Origin of the sequence: Dactylosporangium sp. CA-152071 (assembly GCF_050936335.1) — a bacterium.
Classification (GTDB): domain Bacteria; phylum Actinomycetota; class Actinomycetes; order Mycobacteriales; family Micromonosporaceae; genus Dactylosporangium; species Dactylosporangium maewongense.
This window is the reverse complement of sequence record NZ_JBNJMZ010000001.1, coordinates 1,467,546-1,484,187: the sequence shown is the minus strand read 5'-3', so window position 1 is coordinate 1,484,187 and position 16,642 is coordinate 1,467,546. Positions and strand designations below refer to the sequence as shown.

Below are 16,642 nucleotides of genomic sequence, written 5' to 3'. Positions count from 1 at the left end.
ACGGAACGTCACGAACGCCACCACGGTGCAGTTCACGCGGGCACAAAGCTCATACGTCAGGCTTCGGCGTGAAGATGTGCGCCAGTTGCGGGTCGCCGAAGAGGGTGATCGCGACGATTCCCTCCTCGGCCACGGTCAGCACTGCCACGCCGAAGGGCTCGCCGCGGAACCACGCCACCGCGGCGGGCTGGCCGTTCGCCTCGGTCGCCACCATCCGCCATTGTCCAGCGGTGCCCATCGCCGGCGCCGCGAAGGCGAGGCACGTCTCGAGACCCGTGTACGAGGCCCGCGAGCCGACCGGCTCGATGGCCGCGTCCGCACGTAGCACCGCACGGAACGCGTCGGCGTCGGACGCCTCCCACGCGGCCATGTAGCCGGCAAGCAGTTCCCGCGCTCGGGGCGAGGCGGCGTCCAGCACGTCGTCGCGGGCCGGCGCCGCCTCGGCGAGCCGGGCCCTGGCCCGCTGCAAGGCGCTCTTCACGGCCGGCACCGACATGCCCAGCACCTCGCCGGTCTCGGCCGCGGAGAACGCCAGCACCTCCCGGAGCAGCAGCACGGCCCGCTGGCGGGGGCTGAGGTGCTGCAACCCGGCCACGAACGCGAGCCGCACGCTCTCCCGTGCGGTCACCGCGTCGAGCGGGTCCGTCGGGAACGGCTCCAGCAGTCCATCGGCGTCGTCCGGGCCGAGACCGAACGAGAGCGTGCGCCGCTCCCGCCCTTCGATCACGTTCAGGCAGACGTTCGTGGCGATCCGGTAGAGCCAGGTGCGCACCGACGAACGTCCCTCGAACGCCGCCCATCCGCGCAGCGCCCGCAGATACGTGTCCTGCACGACGTCCTCGGCCTCATGGTAGGTGCCGAGCATCCGGTACGCGTGGGCGAACAACCCCCGGCGTTCCCCCTCGAACGCCTCGGTCAGAGCCCCAACGTCGGACGCACCCATGCCGCCAACCTCCCGATCGCCTCGTCGGCGACCGGTGCGCGCCCGGCGGCCATCTGGAACGTATGCAGCTGCCCGTCAAAGACGTCCAACCGAGCACCGGTCAGCCGCGCGAGGCGCTCGCTGTCACCCCGGCCGCTCTCGTCGCCGCCGCACTGCACGTACACCGGCGGCAGCGCGGACAGGTCGGCGTGGAAGGCGTTGACCTCCGGCGCCAGGCCGCTCACCTCCTCAGGCAGATACTGCTCGATGAGAGCCTGCACCATCGGCCGGGTGAAGAAGACGTCCGTTGCGGCGTTCTCCTCGTACGAGGTCGCGGTCTGCGCCGGATCCATGTCGATCCATGGCGACAGCAACAGCAGCGAGGCCGCACCGGGTTCGCGCAGGGCGACCTGCACGGCCAGACCCCCGCCGCAGGAGTCGCCGGCCAGCGCCACACGTCGGGTGTGCGCCACCGCCCACCGGTACGCCGCGACCGCATCCTCGATCTGCGCCGGGTAGCGGAACTGTGGGACGTGCCGGTAGGTGGCGAGCAGGACCCGGACACCGGCCGCCTTCGCGAGGTGCCCGTACATCTTGCGGTGGGTGTACAGCGAACCGCCCACGAAACCGCCACCGTGCAGTGCGACGATCACCCGGTCGGGGTCGGCGCCGTGCGGGGCGAGCCACATCGCCGGCACCCCACCCGCCGACACCTCCGTGTAGTCGAGGCCGCGCGGCTCGGCCGTCACATCGCCCCACTGGTCGTCCTCGCCCATGTCCCCGACGGCCCAGTGGGCGTACATCGCTCTGATCGCATCCACACCCGTACAGACCGCCGCCGTCCACGAAAGGAATCGCGGCGCGCTCAATTCGGGGGGCCTGCTGCCTGAACCTCATTGCTCCAGCAGCGCGGCGCCCTCGGCCCACTCGATCCGGTACTTCTTCATCTGGTGCAGTCCCCGAGCGGCGTCGATCGGCCGGCCCTGCTTGCCGCCCGCCGCGATGCTGGGATCGGCGCCCCGCTCCAGCAGGTGCTGCAGGACGCGGAAGCGGGTGGTCTGCTGCTCGGGCGTCCACGGCGTGGTGCCGGTGGCCGCCGCGAACCACAGCGCGGTGCGTCCGGCGGTGTCGACAGCGTCGAGCGGACAGCCGGCGTCGAGGAGCCTGTCGATGATCTCCACGCGAGCATCGGCGGCGCCGACAAGGCCATGGGCCACCCGATGCAGCGGCGTGTCCTGGAACGCCGTCAGCGCCCTGGCGTCCGCGCCGGCGTCCAGCAGCATCGCGACGACCTCGGCCGCCCCCACACCGGCGGCGACATGCAACGGCGTGAACGAACGGGAGTCGCCTGCGTCCACCGCGGCGTCCTCGGCGATCAACCGACCTACCTCCTGCGCATCGCCCGCTTGGGCAGCGATGTGCAGCGGGCGCTCTCGCAGCTCGGTCATCTCCGCACACTAACTTGATCGACACTCGCCAGATCCACCGCGGGAGGTCGACGGTCTGCTCCGGCTGGCTGACGCGGTGGCCGCGGTGGTGTCCGGCGTGCGGGCGAGACGGCGCACGTACCAGAGCGAGAACACGGTCAGTCCGAGCGCCGGCGAACGAGGCGAGGTGAATCCACGGGGTGGCTGCTCTGATCGTCGTCAGCGCGCCCGCTGCAGTTCCCGTCAGTCCACGGAAGTCACGACGCGGGCGCGCCTCGGACGTGTCGTGTCAGGCGCCGGCCGGAGCCGGTGAGGTCGGTGCCGGTGTGTCGCGGCGGCGCCGGATCAGTCCGGCGACGGCGTCGAAGAGCAGGAACGCGACGAGGGTGACGCCGAACGCGGGCAGTGCCCAGCCGATCGCGGCGGTCACGAGGATGCCGACGATGAGCAGCGGGACTCGCAGCTTCCGCCAGGCACCACGAGCGGGCGGCGTGCCGACGGGGGCCCGGCGTTCGCCGCGGGTGGGGCGGCGCTGCCACCACATCCGGTAGCCCCAGAAGATGACGCAGAGCAGGCCGATGGCGAGCGCGGCGAGCAGCAGCTGGTTGGCAAGGCCGAAGAGGTAGCCCATGTGGGCCTGGATGCCGAGGGCGGAGAGCTTGGCGAGGAACGGCCAGTCGGCGTAGTCGGTGCGGTGCAGCACCGTGCCGGCGACGGGGTCGACGGCGATCTTGTCGAAGTGGACGGGCCAGACGTTGTCGTTCTGCACGACGGTCCAGGCGGCGCCGTCTTCGGCGGGGGCGCCGATCTCGATCGGGCCGGTGATGCCGTTGGTGCGGGCGATGTGCAGGACGGTGTCGACCTGTGCGGGGTCGCCGGCGGCCGCCGTGCCACCGCCGCTGTGGTGGCCCCCGCCGGTGGCGGCGGTCGCGCCGGTGGTGACCAGCTCGGGCCGGTTGGCGTCGAGGGAGTCCAGAGCGAGCTTGAAGTTTGCGCCGGCGTAGTCGGACCAGGTGAGCCCGGTCGCGGACAGGAACAGCAGTCCGACGACGAGCCAGACGCCGGTGGCGCCGTGCATGCCGCGGGTGCGGCGCACGCCCTTGGCGGCGGTGTCGTAGAGCAGGGTGGCCTCGACGCGGCTGCGGCGCTTCTCGCCGCGGATGCGCCACTGCCGGTTGCACCACAGGATGAGGCCGCCGAGCGCGACGACCCACAGCCAGCTGGCGGCGGTCTCGGAGTAGAGCACACCGATGTCGTCGAGGTGCAGGTGCCGGTGGAAGTCGTCGAGCCACGTCGTCAGCGGGGTGGACCCCCACCAGGTGACCAGCTGGCCGCGGATCTCGCCGGTGTACGGGTCGACGTAGACGGTTTCCTGCTTCTCACCGAGCTCCGGGACCATGAACACGACCTTCGTCGTCGCGTCCGGGGCGGAGGCCGGGATCACGGTGGAGAACGTGCCGGTCGGGTGCGCGGCGATCGCGGCGGCGACCTGCTCCGACAGCGGCTTCGGCAGACCCGGTCCCACGCGGGCGGCGTGCAGTTCCTTGTCGTACACGATGCTGTCGAGCTGCGGGGTGAAGACGAACAGCAGGCCGGTCAGCGCGGCGATCACCAGGAGCGGCGCGACGAGGATGCCGGCGTAGAAGTGCAGCCGGGTCAGCAGCGGCACCACCGACCACGTCCGGGCCGGCTGGCCGCCGGTGCGGGCGATGGGTGCTGCCGCGGGTTCTTCAGTCGGGGGCGAGACATCGGTGGCGACGGACATCAGGGAACCTCCGGGCGGGGCGACGGTTCGAGACGGAACGGACAGGTGGCACCCGCAGACGTCCTCGGCTGACGCGTCCACGAGCATGTAGTCGTCCGAAGTGCCCAGCAAGTTCCCGGTGAGTTCCGAAGAGTTCTCAGCGACGCTCGGCGGCCTCCGCGGCGCGGCGCAGGAAGGCGTTGTACCGGGCGAGCTCGTCGTCCTCACCCGCGGCTTCGGCCCGGTCGGCGGCCCGGTCCAGGCGACGCTGCTCGCGCTCGTCGGCGCGGATCCAGCGCACGACCAGCAGGATCAGGATCGCCACCGCCGGGAGCTCGCCGAACCCCCAGGCGAGCCCGGCGCCGACGCGTTGGTCGGCGAGGAGGCTGCCGGCCCAGGCGGGGTGGACGGCGGTGTACCAGTCGGCGGCGATGACCGTGCGGGACTGCATCAGCGCGACGCCGAGGAACGCGTGGAACGCCATGCCGGCGAAGTGGACCAGGACCAGGACCGGCGGGGGCACCGCACGCCTGCCCGGGTCGACGCCGATGAGGACCCAGAAGAACAGGAACCCGGTCAGCACGAAGTGGGTGAGCATCGCCAGATGACCGAGGTGGTACCGCATGAGGGTGCTGAGCAGGTCGCTGAAGTACAGGCCGTACAGGCTCACCACGTACAGGCCGAGCGCGACGACGGGATGTGACAGGACCTGCAGGACGCGGCTGTGCAGGGAGAGCAGCAGCCAGTCCCGCGCGCCACGGACCGCCGGGTCGGCGGGCTTGCGCAGCGTCCGCAGGGCCAGGGTGGCCGGGGCGCCGCCGACGAGCAGGATCGGCACCACCATCGCCAGGACCATGTGCTGGGCCATGTGCGCGCTGAACAGCACGTACGCGTAGCGGGCGAATCCACCGACGGTGAACAGCCCCAGGAGCAGCACCCCGCCGAGCCAGCTCGCGGTCCGCGCCACCGGCCAGCGGTGCCCGGCGCGGTGCAGCCGCCACACGCCGATCAGATAGCCGGCGGCTGCCAGCGCCACGACGGCGATGAAGAACCCGTCCAGCAGCGGCGGCCAGATGACCCGAGCGGCGCTGATCGGCGGTGGGGCGGTGAATCCGAGCAGGTCGGTGACCGGGTCCGTGTCCACCGGGTCGGTCGGCACCGGGGTCGGCGTGCGGGACAGCGCCACCGCGAGGCCGAACGTCGCGGCGAAGACGAGGAGTTCGCCGGTCGCGAGCCGCCGGAACGATCCGAACGCGCGTCGCCGCTGCACGGCACCGAACACCCCGACCACGATCAGCGCGACGATCTTGCCGAGCAGGAGCAGCCCGTACCGGGAGCGCCACAGCTCGTCGACGGAACCGAGGCGGACCGCCGCGTTCGCGAGCCCGCTGACCGCGACGGCCACCCAGCAGCCCAGGGCGAGGCGGCTGTAGCCGCGGACGGCGACGTCGAGGACCCGGTCGGAGCGGAGCGTGAGCAGGGCGCCGAGGCCGCCGACCCACAGCGCGGCGGCGAGGATGTGCACGGCGAGGCTCGTCACCGCCAGCTGGTGGTTGCCGGCACCGGCCGAATGGCCGGTCAGCGCGGGCGGCAGGGCGGCGACGCAGGCGAGCGCGGCGACCATGCCGGCGCCGGTGCGGGTGAGCACGATCCGGCACGCGACGGCGATGACCGCGGCGAAGACGGCCTGCGCGAGGGCGGACCGGCCCTGCGCCACCGACCACGCAAGGCTGCGGAGCCCGGCGAACGACACCTGGGACACGGGCTGACCGAGCAGGTCCGACAGGGTCAGCGGCAGCATCGCCAGGGCGGACAGGGACCAGCCGGTCGCCCACCACGAGGCGCGGCGCAGCATCCGGTATCCGGCCGGGCCGAGCAGCTGACCGGCGCCGTGCCGGCCGCCGCCCGGGTTGTCCAGGCCGGGCAGCAGGAACGCCGCGGTCACGCACCAGCCGACGGTCGCCACGCACCCGACGTTGACGGCCGCGCGAACCAGCGGCAGCCCCCAGGTGGTGAGCGCCCCGGCGTCCGGCAGGCCGACGACCGTGCGTCCCGTGATCGCGCCGCCCCACCGCAACGCCGACACCAGCACTGCCACCAGTGCCATCGTGCCGGCGGCGAAGATGAGCAGCTTCCGGGCCTTTCGGGTCAGGTCCAGATAAGTCATAGTTTTCCGTGCACTACCGTGAGCATCGCCCAGGTAGTCGCTCCCAGACCCGGGTTGGTTCCCGTCACGAGGCTGTGATCTGTGGAACTCGAGGGGCCGCCATCCCGCTCGTCGTTTTCGAGAGGACCCAGCAGTCATGCGTCTCGTTCGCCTTGCTCGTGCCGGTGCCGCCCTGGCCGCGGTGGCCGTGGCGGCCTTCACGTTCCCCGGCGTGGCATCCGCGCACGTCACCGTCAACCCGAACACCGCCGCCCAGGGCGGCTACACCAAGGTCACCTTCCGGGTCCCGAACGAGAAGGACGACGCCAGCACCACCAAGGTGGAGATCGCGATCCCGACCGACACGCCGATCGCGTCGGTGTCGCTCAAGCCGCTGCAGGGCTGGACCGCGGTCACCGAGAACAGCAAGCTCGCCACCCCGATCAAGACCGACGACGGCGAGATCACCGAGGCGATCTCGAAGATCAGCTGGACGGCGTCGGCGGGCGCGGAGATCAAGCCGCACACGTTCCAGGAGTTCGACGTCTCCCTCGGCCCGCTGCCGACCGCCGACCAGATCGTGTTCAAGGCCCTGCAGACGTACTCCAACGGTGAGATCGTCCGGTGGATCGACGAGCCCGCCGCCGGTGCCGAGGCCGAGCACCCCGCCCCGGTGCTGAAGCTGACCAAGGCCGGTGCCGCCGCGAGCCCGGCCGCCGGCACCGCGGCGAACCTCGCGGCGCAGGACGCGGCCGCCACCGCCAACGACGGCGACACCGACGGCACCGCGATCACCCTCGGCGTCTTCGCGCTCATCGCCGGCCTCGCGGGGCTGTTCCTCGGCGTCCTGGCCTACCGCCGCGCCGGCCGCACCGGCTGACCGTCCAGCGAGCAGGGTCCGCCGTCATCACGGCGGCGGACCCGGCGGGAACTTCAGGACACGCGGCGGCGACTACCTGGTGTGCCGTATGTGAGTCCCTGCGTGTGGACGGTGACCTTCCGGTTGCGGACCCGCGGCACCGCGGCGCTGGTGATGACGACAACCCTGCGCACGTGACGGCCCGCTCAAGCGGCCCGGTCCAGGTCCGCGGCGCCCGTGCTGATCCGCGCCTGGCCCTGGATGAGCCGCAGTGGCGGCCGCGTGGCGGTGGGTTCCGGCAGCGGCTGCTGCTCGGTCAGGCGCCAGCGTGGCCGCAGCCCGCGGCTCGGTGGAGTGCCGGGGTCCAGACGGGGGTGGCACAGCGCCAGCACGAGGAGGTACCCGGCCAGCACGAACCCGTGACTGGCCAGCCGGATCTGCTGCACCTGACCGGCGAACACGTCGTTGGCGCTGAGCAACGCGAGGAGCGCGACGAACGCGGACAGGATCGGCACTGCACCCGTGGGCCGGCTACGGCTCCAGGCGGCGAACGCGAACCCGGCACCGACGGCGACGTTCCAGGCGGCCGACTCGTGCCACAGGTGCCCCGCCGTGGCGCCCGCCGCCGCAGCCGCGTGGACGTGCTCGGCCGCGGCGTTGCGGGCGACCTGCGCCATGCCGAGCAGGAACTGCGCCGCGCCGAGCGTGCCGAGCGCCACCCGCAGACCGTTGCGCAGCCTCGGCATGTCGGGCCGGACCTTGCGCAGCAGCGCCGCGATGTCCAGTCTCGCGGGCACGCCGACCGGCTGGATGCGCACGGCGCGGGTCAGCATGAGGGCGTCGCGCTGCCACGTCCGGCAGGTGCGGCAGCGGCGCAGGTGTGCGTCGGTCTCGGCGGCCGGGACCGGCTCGGCCTCGCCGTCGAGCCGGGCGGACAGCGCTTCCTGGTACAGGTCACATCCCACACACCGGTAGTCGTCCCCAACCGGAAAAGGTTCCACCAGGAACAGCGGAAGGCACGGTGGTGCGCCATGAGCGCCGCAGGCCCGGATGACTCGCTCACCGGTGCTCGGCCTGTCCTACGCGGAGGCCGCCGAGGTTGAGGGTGTACCGATCGGCACGATCCGGTCACGGGTCGCCAGGGCGCGCGCGGAGCTGGTGGCCGCGCACCGCGCCGCGCAGGCCAGCTGATCAGCGCACCACGAGCTGCACCAGCAGCAGATGCGCGCCGTGGGTCTCGATCTCGAACATGCCGGCGGTGTCGGCGGGGAATTCCAGTGTTGCGGGCTGCCCGGCGGTGAGCGTGGCCTTGCGGTCATAGCCGTGGACGTGCAGTTCGTCGGGCACGTCGGAGGTGACGGTGAGCTTGATGGTGCTGCCCTTGCCGACTTCGACGCGTTGCACGGGCGGGTCGGCCCGGCCGGCGGTGATCGTCACGGTGATCTGCCGGTCCTGCACGGCGGCGGCGTCGCCGGTGCTGCCGCGGTACAGCAGCGCCACGACGACGCCGGCGACGATGAGGACGGCGACGGCGGCGAGCCGGGTGACGGTGTCCCGGGAACGGGCGGGTGCGGAGGTGACGGGCACGGCAGAGTCCTAACGCGAGCACGGTAAAGGGCTGCGGTCCCCGGTGCGCCATCACCGGTTGGCCGCTTGTCCACTCCGGCTGCCGCTCCGGGGTTGTGGACGCGTCCAGCGTACCGGTGCCGCGCCGGCGGCGGCAGTGCCTCGTTCGTCAGCCCGTCCGGCTTCTGCGCCACCAGACGGCGCCGCCGCCCAGTACCAGCGCGACGGCGACGACACCGAGCACGACCCAGAGCAGTCCGCTGGCCCCGCTGTCGCTCGAGGCCGGGCCGGTCCCGACGGTCGGTGTCGCCGCCGAGGCCGTCGCCGGGGCGGCGCTCGTCGCCGGTGGCGGGCTGGACGGGGCGGCGGTGGTCGGTGCCGGTGCGGCGTTGGTGAAGGTGAGCTGGCCCTCGATCGGGTGGCCGTCGACGGAGACGGTCCGCCACGCGACCTTGATCGCGCCGGCGGGCAGCGGTTTGACGGACTGGGTGAGGGTCTTGTCGACGGACTTCGGGGTGCCGTCGCTGTAGGAGACGCCGTCGGGCCCGGTGACGACCACGGTGCTGAACTGCTGCTTCACCGGCTCGTTGAAGGTGAACGTGACCGCGGTCAGCGGGGCGGACACGGTGGCGCCGTCGGCCGGGTCGCTCTTGACGAGCTTGGCGTGTGCCCACGCCGGCGCCGGCGGGGCCAGCAGGACGAGCAGGGCCACGGCGGCGGCGGCCAGGACCGCGCGGAACGTTCGCATGCGTCCATCCTGAACCCTCCGGCACTCCGGTCGGCACTGCGGGCAGCGACACGAATCTCACGGGAACTTTCCCGGCGTGCGCCCCGACTACTCCCATGACAGTGCTCGCCTCCGAACGTGAAGGATGTCCGATGTCGTTGCGCAACCTTGGTGCGCTGGCCGGCGCTGCGCTGGTGCTCGCCCTCACCGCTTGCGGGTCCGAGGAGTCCCCGAGCAGCACACCGTCCGGGCAGGCCGCGCCGGCCGCCACGAGCGCGAGCGCGCAGGCGGCGCTGGTGGTCAAGGACCCGTGGGTGAAGAGCGCGAAGTCGGGGATGTCCGCGGCGTACGGCACAGTCATGAACACGACCGGCAAGGAGATCGTCGTGGTGTCGGCGACGTCGTCGGTGTCGCCGATGATGGAGCTGCACGAGACGACCACGGTCGACGGGAAGATGGCGATGCGGCCGAAGGACGGCGGTTTCGTCATCCCGGCCAACGGCAGCCACGAGTTCAAGCCCGGCGGCGACCACTTCATGCTGATGGACGTAAAGACCGAGGTGAAGGCCGGTGACCAGGTCACGTTCACGCTGACGCTGAAGGACGGCGGGACGGTGCAGTTCACGGCCCTCGGCAAGGACTTCGCCGCGGGCAACGAGTCCTACATGCCTGGCATGGGTGGCAGCCCGAGCGCCAGCGCGATGACGATGGGCTGACATGACCCGTCGTGCACGCGGGCCGGTCAGCAGGCGTGCCCTGCTGACCGGCGGTGCGCTGTCCGTGGGCGGGGCGATCGGCGTCGCCGCGGCTTCGGCATCGCGTCCTGAGCAACGCGTTCCTGAGGTGTCAGCCGCGAACTTCGGCGGGCAGATGGTGCCGTTCTACGGTGCACATCAGGCGGGAGTGGAGACGCCGGCACAGGCACATGCCGCGTTCGTCGCGCTCGACCTCGCCGCCGGTGTGGACCGTGCGGCGCTGCGCCGGATGATGCTGGTGCTGACCGACGATGCGGCCCGGCTGACCCAGGGCCTCGCGCCCCTCGCCGACGGGCAGCCGGAGCTGGCGCACGTGCCGGCCCGGCTCACCGTGACGTTCGGGTTCGGGCCGCGGTTGTTCGACGCCGCCGGGCTCGGCGACCGGCGGCCGGCGTCGCTGCAGCAGCTGCCCGCGTTCGGCATCGACCGGCTGCAGGAGCGGTGGAGCGGCGGGGACGTGCTGCTGCAGCTCTGCGCCGACGACCCGCTCACCGTCGCCCACGCCCAGCGGATGCTGGTCAAGGACAGCCGGTCGTTCGCGACCGTACGGTGGGTGCAGCGCGGATTCCGGCGCGGCCGCGGCATGCAGGACGACGGGGTGACCCAGCGCAACGTCCTCGGCCAGATCGACGGCACCGGCAACCCGGCGCCGGGCAGCCCGGTGTTCGGCGGCGCGGTGTGGACCGACACCGGACCCGCCTGGCTGCACGGCGGGACGACCGTGGTGATCCGCCGGATCCGGGCCGAGCTGGAGCAGTGGGACGCCGCCGACGCGGCCGGCAAGGAGTTCGCGGTCGGGCGGCGCCTGTCCGACGGCGCGCCGATCACCGGGCAGCGGGAGCTGGACAAGCCCGACTTCAACGCGAAGAACGAGCTCGGCTTCTCGGTCATCTCCGAGTTCTCGCACGTGGCCCGCGCGCAGGTGGGAGAGGACCGGTTGCGGATCTTCCGGCGTCCGTACAACTACGACGAGCCGCCCGGCGCCGACGGCACCGCCGACAGCGGCCTCGTGTTCGCCTCGTTCCAGCGCGACATCGGCGAACAGTCCATCCCCATCCAGCGCAAGCTCGCGGAGGCCGACCTGATGAACGAATGGATCACCCCGATCGGGTCCGCCGTCTTCGCCGTCCCGCCCGGCTGCGAACCCGGCGGCTGGATCGGCGAGGGCCTGCTCAAGTAGAAGGATCAGCGTCATATCCAGTACGCCACCCGCGGGCCGGCGACGCTGTGGGAGCCGCAGGCCCTGCCGGCGCCCGGGGCGCTCGTCAACCTCGTCGGCGCCGTTCGCGCGGGGTTGCTCGTACAGATGGAGACGCCCGCATCCTCGACGGAGCTCGCCGCCCGTCTCGGCGTCACCACCACCGCGGTCAACCAGCACCTGCTGGCGCTGCACGCCGGGGGACTGCTGGTCCGCTCCGGGCACGTCCTGCACTCGATCTTCTGGAACAACCTGTCACCCAACGGCGGTGACCGCCCCGACGGCGAGCTCGCCGCCGCGATCGAGGAGCACTTCGGCACGTTCGAAGGCTTCGCCGGTCAGCTCTCCACCGCCACGAAGGGTGTGTGCAGGGCTCGGGCTGGGGCGTGCTGGCGTGGGAGCCGCTCGGCAGGCGCCTGCTCGTGGAGCAGGTGTACGACCACCACGGCAACGTCGGGCAGGGCACCACGCCGCTGCTCGTCTTCGACGCCTGGGAACACGCCTACTACCTGCAGTACAAGAACGTCCGCCCCGACTACGTCGACCAGCTCTGGAACCTGGTCAACTGGGCCGACGTGCAGGCCCGCCTCGCCGCGGCCACCGCGGCGGCGTGACCGAATCCGCTCGCGGCACGAGCGCCGAGATCGTCCAACGCGTCGCCGGGTCATCGCCGCGGAGCACCGCGGTGACCTCGCCGGCGCCGAGGCGCTGCTCGGCGCGTTCTACCTCCTCGCCGAACTCGCGCCCGACCTGGTGCGGACCCAGACCGGGAAGAGCGTGGAGAACCTCGTCCGCGAGCTCAACCTGCTGCTCGAACGGGCGCTGACGAGCCCGCCGGACCGAGCGTGACGCAGCACACGGGCACCCCATCGAATCCGGTGGGGTGCCCGTCGGCATGATCTGAGGGAGGTGGCGGCGCCCAGTTCAGGTTGAGGACCATCGCGCTGGGCGCCGCCGCGCCTGACCGCACCCTGCGCAGCCATGGCGTCGACGAAGAATCCGCCAGGCAACGGTGACCACTCCAAGGTCCGTACCCAGCCAGGACTCTCCTGTTGCCAGTCTCATGTATTTGCCAGGAGCTTGCAACAAGGCGACTGCGCAGCTTGGCTCGTCCCTGCGCGGTATCCACGAGGCGGTCGGCGCCGGCCACCTCGAGCCGGATGCCCGGGGAGATGGCGTGGCACGGTTGGATGACCGGTTCCGAACGCCGCGAGGCCGTCCGGCGCTTCGTCCCCGACGGCCGGGAGGCATCCGTCGGTGCCTCGCCGCGAAGCGGTCGCAGCCGCACGCATCGTGAAGCCCGCGGGACGACGACGGCCGTGTGCAGGACGCGTCCCTATGGCGCTGGGCGGACCAGACCGGCGTCGTAGGCCGCGATGACCAGCTGAGCCCGGTCCCGGGCGCCGAGCTTCGTCAGCAACCGGCCGATGTGCGTCTTCACGGTCGAGAGGCTGACGTGCAGGCGTGCGGCGATCTCCTGGTTGGACAGGCCGAGCCCGACCATGGTCAGGACCTCGCGCTCCCGGTCGGTGGTGTCGGCCAGCGTCCCGGTCGGCGCCACCCTCGTGCCCGGCCTACGGGTGAACTCCTCGATGAGCCGGCGCGTGACCCCCGGCGCGAGCAGCGCCTCGCCGGCGGCGACGACCCGGATCGCGGCCAGCAGGTCCGCAGGCCTGGTGTCCTTGAGGAGAAAACCGCTCGCGCCCGCGTGCAACGCGGCGAACACGTTCTCGTCGGCGTCGAAGGTCGTCAGGATGAGCACCTGCACACCTGCTGTCGCCGGGTCGGCGCAGATCCGCCGGGTGGCCTCGATACCGTCCAGGTCCGGCATGCGGATGTCCATGAGCACCACGTCGGGCCGCTCCCGCCGGGCCAGCGTGACCGCCTCCGCGCCGGTCGCCGCCTCACCCACCGCAACGAGGTCGGTGGCGGTGTCGATGAGGACCCGGAAGCTGCCACGGATCAATGTCTGGTCGTCGGCGACCAGAACCCGGATCATCGCGCCGTCCCGGAGCCGAGCGGGAACGTGGCCCGGACCCTGAAGCCGCGGTCCGCCGCCGGGCCGGTGGTGAGCGTCCCCGCGAACATCGCCACGCGCTCCCGCATGCCACTGATCCCGTGACCACCCGACAGTGTCACACCGCCAGGATCGGTTGGGGTGCGGCCCGGACCATCGTCGTCGACCTCGACGGTGAGGGTGTCGGGTCGGAAACTGACCGTCACCCGGCACCGGTCCGTGGCGGCGTGCCGAATCACATTCGTGATCGCCTCCTGCACGATGCGGTAGGCGACGAGCTCCAGCCCGGTGGGCAACTCCCGCCTGGCACCGTCCATCCGCAGGTCGACGACCAGACCGGTGTCGGCGGTGCGGCGCACCAAGTCGTCGAGGTCGTCGAGGCCCGGACCGGTCTGCGGTGAGAGACCCGCCGGCGGTGCGGGACGGTCCGGCGCGACGACGCCCTCACGGAGAACGCCCAGCATCGCGCGCATCTCACGCACTGCGTCGCGGCTGGTCTCCTCGATGGACAGCAGCGCGCGCCGGGCCTCTTCTGGCCGCTCGGCCGCGACGTGGTTGGCGACGCCGGCCTGCACGGCGATCACGCTCATCGTGTGCGCGACGACGTCGTGCAGCTCGCGGGCGATCCGTAGCCGCTCCTCGGTCATCGCGCGGCGCGCCTCCGCGTGCCGGGTCTGCGCCTGCTGCTCCTCCCGTTCGCGCACACCCGCGACGTACAGGCGATGCTGCCGCACCGCGTAACCCATCGTCCAGGCGACCGCGAGAAGCAGGGCGGTCTCGGTGAGCATCGCGACCCGGTTGGGCCCGGGCCTGGCCCAGGAACCGCCGAGCACGCCTGCGACCCCGAGCACCGCCGAGGCCATGGCACCCGCGAGGAGCCAACCGGCCTCACGGCGCGCAAACCGTTGCGGCACCACGTACATGACGAAGGCGACACCGGCCCACGGCGCGGAAAACGAACCGACGCCGGTGGCGAGCACCGCGACGACCAGGGTGAGGACGAGCGCGGTCCGTGTCCTGCTCTGCCGCAGCACCCCGCCGAGCGTGGCGACGGCGAGGACCGCCACATCGACCCAGCTGGAGCCGTGCGGGACGGCGGTCTGCCACGCCAAGACCGTCGCCACCGCGGCCAGCGCTGCTGCGGCGACCCCGTCGACCACCGTGCGGTGCGCCGTCCCGAACTGGCCGGGCAACAGCGGTCGGGGTGACTGCATGAACGAACCGTAGCTGCCCGGCCGCGGTGCCGCGTCAGACCACGGTACGACGCCGGAGGTGTACCTGAGTCTGACGTTGAGCCCCAGGACTGTTCCCGGGCACGACGACGCGGGCGCCCGCACGCATCAGGATCGTTGCACCGCAAGCGATTCGTGGAGGATGAGATGAGCGCCGTCGTGGAGGCCAGAGGCCTGGGCAAACGGTATCGGGACAGGTGGGCGCTCATGGAGTGCACACTGTCGATCCCCGCCGGGCGCGTGGCCGGGCTCGTCGGCCCCAACGGGGCCGGGAAGAGCACGCTGCTGCAGCTGGCGGTCGGTCTGCTGGCGCCGACCGCGGGCACCGTCGAGGTGCTCGGCCGCCGCCCCGGCGCCGACCGGGCGCACCTGGCGCGGGTCGGCTTCGTCGCGCAGGACGCACCCGTCTACTCGACCCTGACGATCGCCGAACACCTGAGACTCGGCGCCCGTCTCAACCCCGGCTGGGACGCCGGATACGCCAAGCGGCGGGTCGACCGCCTCGGCCTGGACCCGGGCCTGCGCGCGGGACGGCTGTCCGGTGGCCAGCGCGCACAGCTCGCCCTCACCCTCGCCGTCGGCAAGCGTCCGGACCTGCTGGTCCTCGACGAGCCGGCGGCGAGCCTCGACCCCCTCGCCAGGCACGACTTCCTGCGGGACCTGGCCGAGTCGGTCACCGATCGGGAGATGAGCGTGGTGCTGTCCTCGCACGTGGTCTCGGACCTGGCGCGCAGCTGCGACTACCTGATCGTGCTGAGCACAGCCCGGGTGCAGGCGGCCGGGCCGGTCACGGCGCTGCTCGCCGGGCATCCCGGGCTGGACCTGGAAGAACTCGTCCTCACCTACCTCGGCCAGGGCCGCGACAACGACACGGAGGCCGCACGATGACCTGGTTGACCTGGCGGCAGACCCGGGCACAGCTGTGGGCCGCGGCAGGGCTGGTCGCCGCGGTCGGCGTCGCGTTCCTGCTCACCGGCGCGCGCCTCGTCGACATGTACGCCTCCAGCGGCCTGGGCACGTGCGCTGCCGCCGGCGACTGCGTCCGGGCGCAGGCCGCGTTCGCCGACGGCGTCCAGGCCGGCAACGTGCGACCCTTCCTGTACTTCGCCGGCATCGTGCTGGCCTACGGGATCCCGGCCGCGATCGGCATGTTCTGGGGCGCGCCGCTGGTCGCGAAGGAACTGGAGGCCGGGACGCTGCGGCTGGCCTGGACGCAGAGCGTCACCCGGACCCGCTGGCTCCTGGTGCGGCTCGGCCTGACCGGCCTCGCCGCGGGGCTCTTCGCGGGACTGTCGAGCCTGGCGGTGACCTGGTGGGCGGCGCCACTGGACCGGGCCGGTGGCCTGCCGGGCCACGACCAGGGGCTGGCGCTGCCGAACCGGTTCGCGCCGCTGGTCTTCGGTGCCCGGGACGTCGTGCCCGTCGGCCACGCGGTGTTCGCGTTCGCGTTGGGTGTCGCGGTGGGGCTGCTGGTGCGACGCACCGTGCCGGCGATGGCGGTGACCGTCGCGGTCCTGGCCGCGATACAGGTGCTCGTGCCGGCGGTGCTCCGCGAGCACTACCGCGCCGCGCTGTCCACCACGACGCCGCTGACCGTGACCGGGAAGCCGCACCAGGTGCGGGTCGACGACCACGGCATGGCCGTGTCGATGCCGGTCGACATCCCCGGCGCGTGGATCACCTCGGTGCGGACGGTGGACGCGGAAGGCCGCCCGTTCTCCGGACCGGTGCCGGAAGCCTGCACGTCGCCGGCGTTCCCGCCGGCGGAGTGCGACGCGGCCGTCGACCGGCTGCGGCTCGCCCAGCTCGTGACCTACCAGCCGGCGCAGCGATACTGGGCGTTCCAATGGGCGGAGACGGCGGGCTACCTGGTGCTGGCCGCCGGCCTGGCCGCGTTCTGCGCCGTGCGGATACGCCGGTTGCGGCTGTCGTAACCCACGGCCTGCGCCGTTCGACGTCCATCACTGACTGCGGCGGCGCCGGGTGACGGGTCCTCGACACCCGGCCGCCGCGTCCGGCCCCAGGTCATTCGAACCGGCCGTTGGTCGG

The 16,642-nt window shown here is 72.3% G+C and carries 16 protein-coding genes and 1 pseudogene; 7 read left to right on the top strand and 10 right to left on the bottom strand.

Annotated elements, in window-relative coordinates:
- Positions 1-49: 49 nt before the first annotated feature.
- From ACQEVZ_RS06200 to ACQEVZ_RS06180, 5 genes are all read right to left on the bottom strand, one after another.
- Positions 50-943, bottom strand: a complete 894-nt coding sequence (locus tag ACQEVZ_RS06200; RefSeq protein WP_433362466.1) for an RNA polymerase subunit sigma-70 — start codon at positions 941-943, stop codon at positions 50-52.
- Positions 916-1,725 carry an alpha/beta hydrolase fold domain-containing protein gene (locus tag ACQEVZ_RS06195; RefSeq protein ID WP_433362463.1) on the bottom strand — a complete coding sequence of 270 codons (810 nt, stop codon included), beginning with the start codon at positions 1,723-1,725 and terminating at the stop codon, positions 916-918. Before ACQEVZ_RS06195 ends, ACQEVZ_RS06200 begins: the two co-directional genes overlap by 28 nt.
- 90 nt (positions 1,726-1,815) lie before the next feature.
- The gene (locus ACQEVZ_RS06190; protein ID WP_433362460.1) at positions 1,816-2,370 is read right to left on the bottom strand and encodes an ankyrin repeat domain-containing protein; all 555 of its coding nucleotides are present in this window, start codon (positions 2,368-2,370) and stop codon (positions 1,816-1,818) included.
- Between the two features lie 268 nt (positions 2,371-2,638).
- Positions 2,639-4,114, bottom strand: coding sequence for a PepSY-associated TM helix domain-containing protein (locus ACQEVZ_RS06185; RefSeq protein WP_433362457.1), 1,476 nt, complete (start codon positions 4,112-4,114; stop codon positions 2,639-2,641).
- 136 nt (positions 4,115-4,250) lie between these two features.
- Positions 4,251-6,260 (bottom strand): cytochrome c oxidase assembly protein, encoded by a 2,010-nt coding sequence (locus tag ACQEVZ_RS06180; protein ID WP_433362454.1) that lies wholly within the window; start codon positions 6,258-6,260, stop codon positions 4,251-4,253.
- 136 nt (positions 6,261-6,396) lie between these two features.
- On the opposite strand from ACQEVZ_RS06180, the gene ACQEVZ_RS06175 reads away from it, so the two are divergent.
- The gene (locus tag ACQEVZ_RS06175; protein WP_433362451.1) at positions 6,397-7,119 is read left to right on the top strand and encodes a YcnI family protein; all 723 of its coding nucleotides are present in this window, start codon (positions 6,397-6,399) and stop codon (positions 7,117-7,119) included.
- A 185-nt stretch (positions 7,120-7,304) separates the two neighbouring features.
- On the opposite strand, the gene ACQEVZ_RS06170 is transcribed toward ACQEVZ_RS06175, so the two are convergent.
- Entirely contained in the window at positions 7,305-8,063 is a 759-nt protein-coding gene (locus tag ACQEVZ_RS06170; protein ID WP_344505960.1) for a zf-HC2 domain-containing protein, read from the bottom strand.
- A gap of 100 nt (positions 8,064-8,163) precedes the next feature.
- On the opposite strand from ACQEVZ_RS06170, the pseudogene ACQEVZ_RS06165 reads away from it, so the two are divergent.
- Positions 8,164-8,289 (top strand): annotated as a pseudogene (locus tag ACQEVZ_RS06165) (sigma factor-like helix-turn-helix DNA-binding protein); the annotation flags it as partial.
- Here the strand turns inward: ACQEVZ_RS06165 and ACQEVZ_RS06160 are convergent.
- Together ACQEVZ_RS06160 and ACQEVZ_RS06155 are read right to left on the bottom strand one after the other, a co-directional pair.
- Complete coding sequence (locus ACQEVZ_RS06160; protein WP_344505959.1) at positions 8,290-8,685, bottom strand: cupredoxin domain-containing protein; 396 nt, start codon at positions 8,683-8,685, stop codon at positions 8,290-8,292.
- A gap of 148 nt (positions 8,686-8,833) precedes the next feature.
- On the bottom strand, positions 8,834-9,412 hold the full coding sequence (locus ACQEVZ_RS06155; protein WP_433362446.1) for a copper resistance CopC family protein: 579 nt from the start codon (positions 9,410-9,412) through the stop codon (positions 8,834-8,836).
- 131 nt (positions 9,413-9,543) lie between these two features.
- Between ACQEVZ_RS06155 and ACQEVZ_RS06150 the strand changes: the two genes are divergently transcribed.
- The 3 genes from ACQEVZ_RS06150 (at position 9,544) to ACQEVZ_RS06140 (ending at position 11,958) form a co-directional block, all read left to right on the top strand.
- Positions 9,544-10,107: a copper chaperone PCu(A)C gene (locus tag ACQEVZ_RS06150; protein ID WP_433362443.1), complete on the top strand. Its 564-nt coding sequence runs from the start codon at positions 9,544-9,546 to the stop codon at positions 10,105-10,107.
- Position 10,108: 1 nt separating this feature from the next.
- Entirely contained in the window at positions 10,109-11,326 is a 1,218-nt protein-coding gene (locus ACQEVZ_RS06145; RefSeq protein ID WP_433362440.1) for a Dyp-type peroxidase, read from the top strand.
- Positions 11,327-11,709: 383 nt separating this feature from the next.
- Positions 11,710-11,958: a Fe-Mn family superoxide dismutase gene (locus tag ACQEVZ_RS06140; protein ID WP_433362437.1), complete on the top strand. Its 249-nt coding sequence runs from the start codon at positions 11,710-11,712 to the stop codon at positions 11,956-11,958.
- Between the two features lie 722 nt (positions 11,959-12,680).
- Here the strand turns inward: ACQEVZ_RS06140 and ACQEVZ_RS06135 are convergent.
- Both ACQEVZ_RS06135 and ACQEVZ_RS06130 read right to left on the bottom strand, forming a co-directional pair.
- Positions 12,681-13,343 (bottom strand): response regulator, encoded by a 663-nt coding sequence (locus ACQEVZ_RS06135; RefSeq protein WP_433362434.1) that lies wholly within the window; start codon positions 13,341-13,343, stop codon positions 12,681-12,683.
- Entirely contained in the window at positions 13,340-14,575 is a 1,236-nt protein-coding gene (locus ACQEVZ_RS06130; RefSeq protein WP_433362431.1) for a sensor histidine kinase, read from the bottom strand. The genes ACQEVZ_RS06135 and ACQEVZ_RS06130 overlap by 4 nt, the downstream gene beginning before the upstream one ends.
- A 165-nt stretch (positions 14,576-14,740) precedes the next feature.
- On the opposite strand from ACQEVZ_RS06130, the gene ACQEVZ_RS06125 reads away from it, so the two are divergent.
- On the top strand, positions 14,741-15,481 hold the full coding sequence (locus ACQEVZ_RS06125; RefSeq protein ID WP_433362428.1) for an ABC transporter ATP-binding protein: 741 nt from the start codon (positions 14,741-14,743) through the stop codon (positions 15,479-15,481).
- Positions 15,478-16,527: an ABC transporter permease gene (locus tag ACQEVZ_RS06120; protein ID WP_433362425.1), complete on the top strand. Its 1,050-nt coding sequence runs from the start codon at positions 15,478-15,480 to the stop codon at positions 16,525-16,527. Before ACQEVZ_RS06125 ends, ACQEVZ_RS06120 begins: the two co-directional genes overlap by 4 nt.
- The last annotated feature ends 115 nt before the right edge of the window (positions 16,528-16,642 follow it).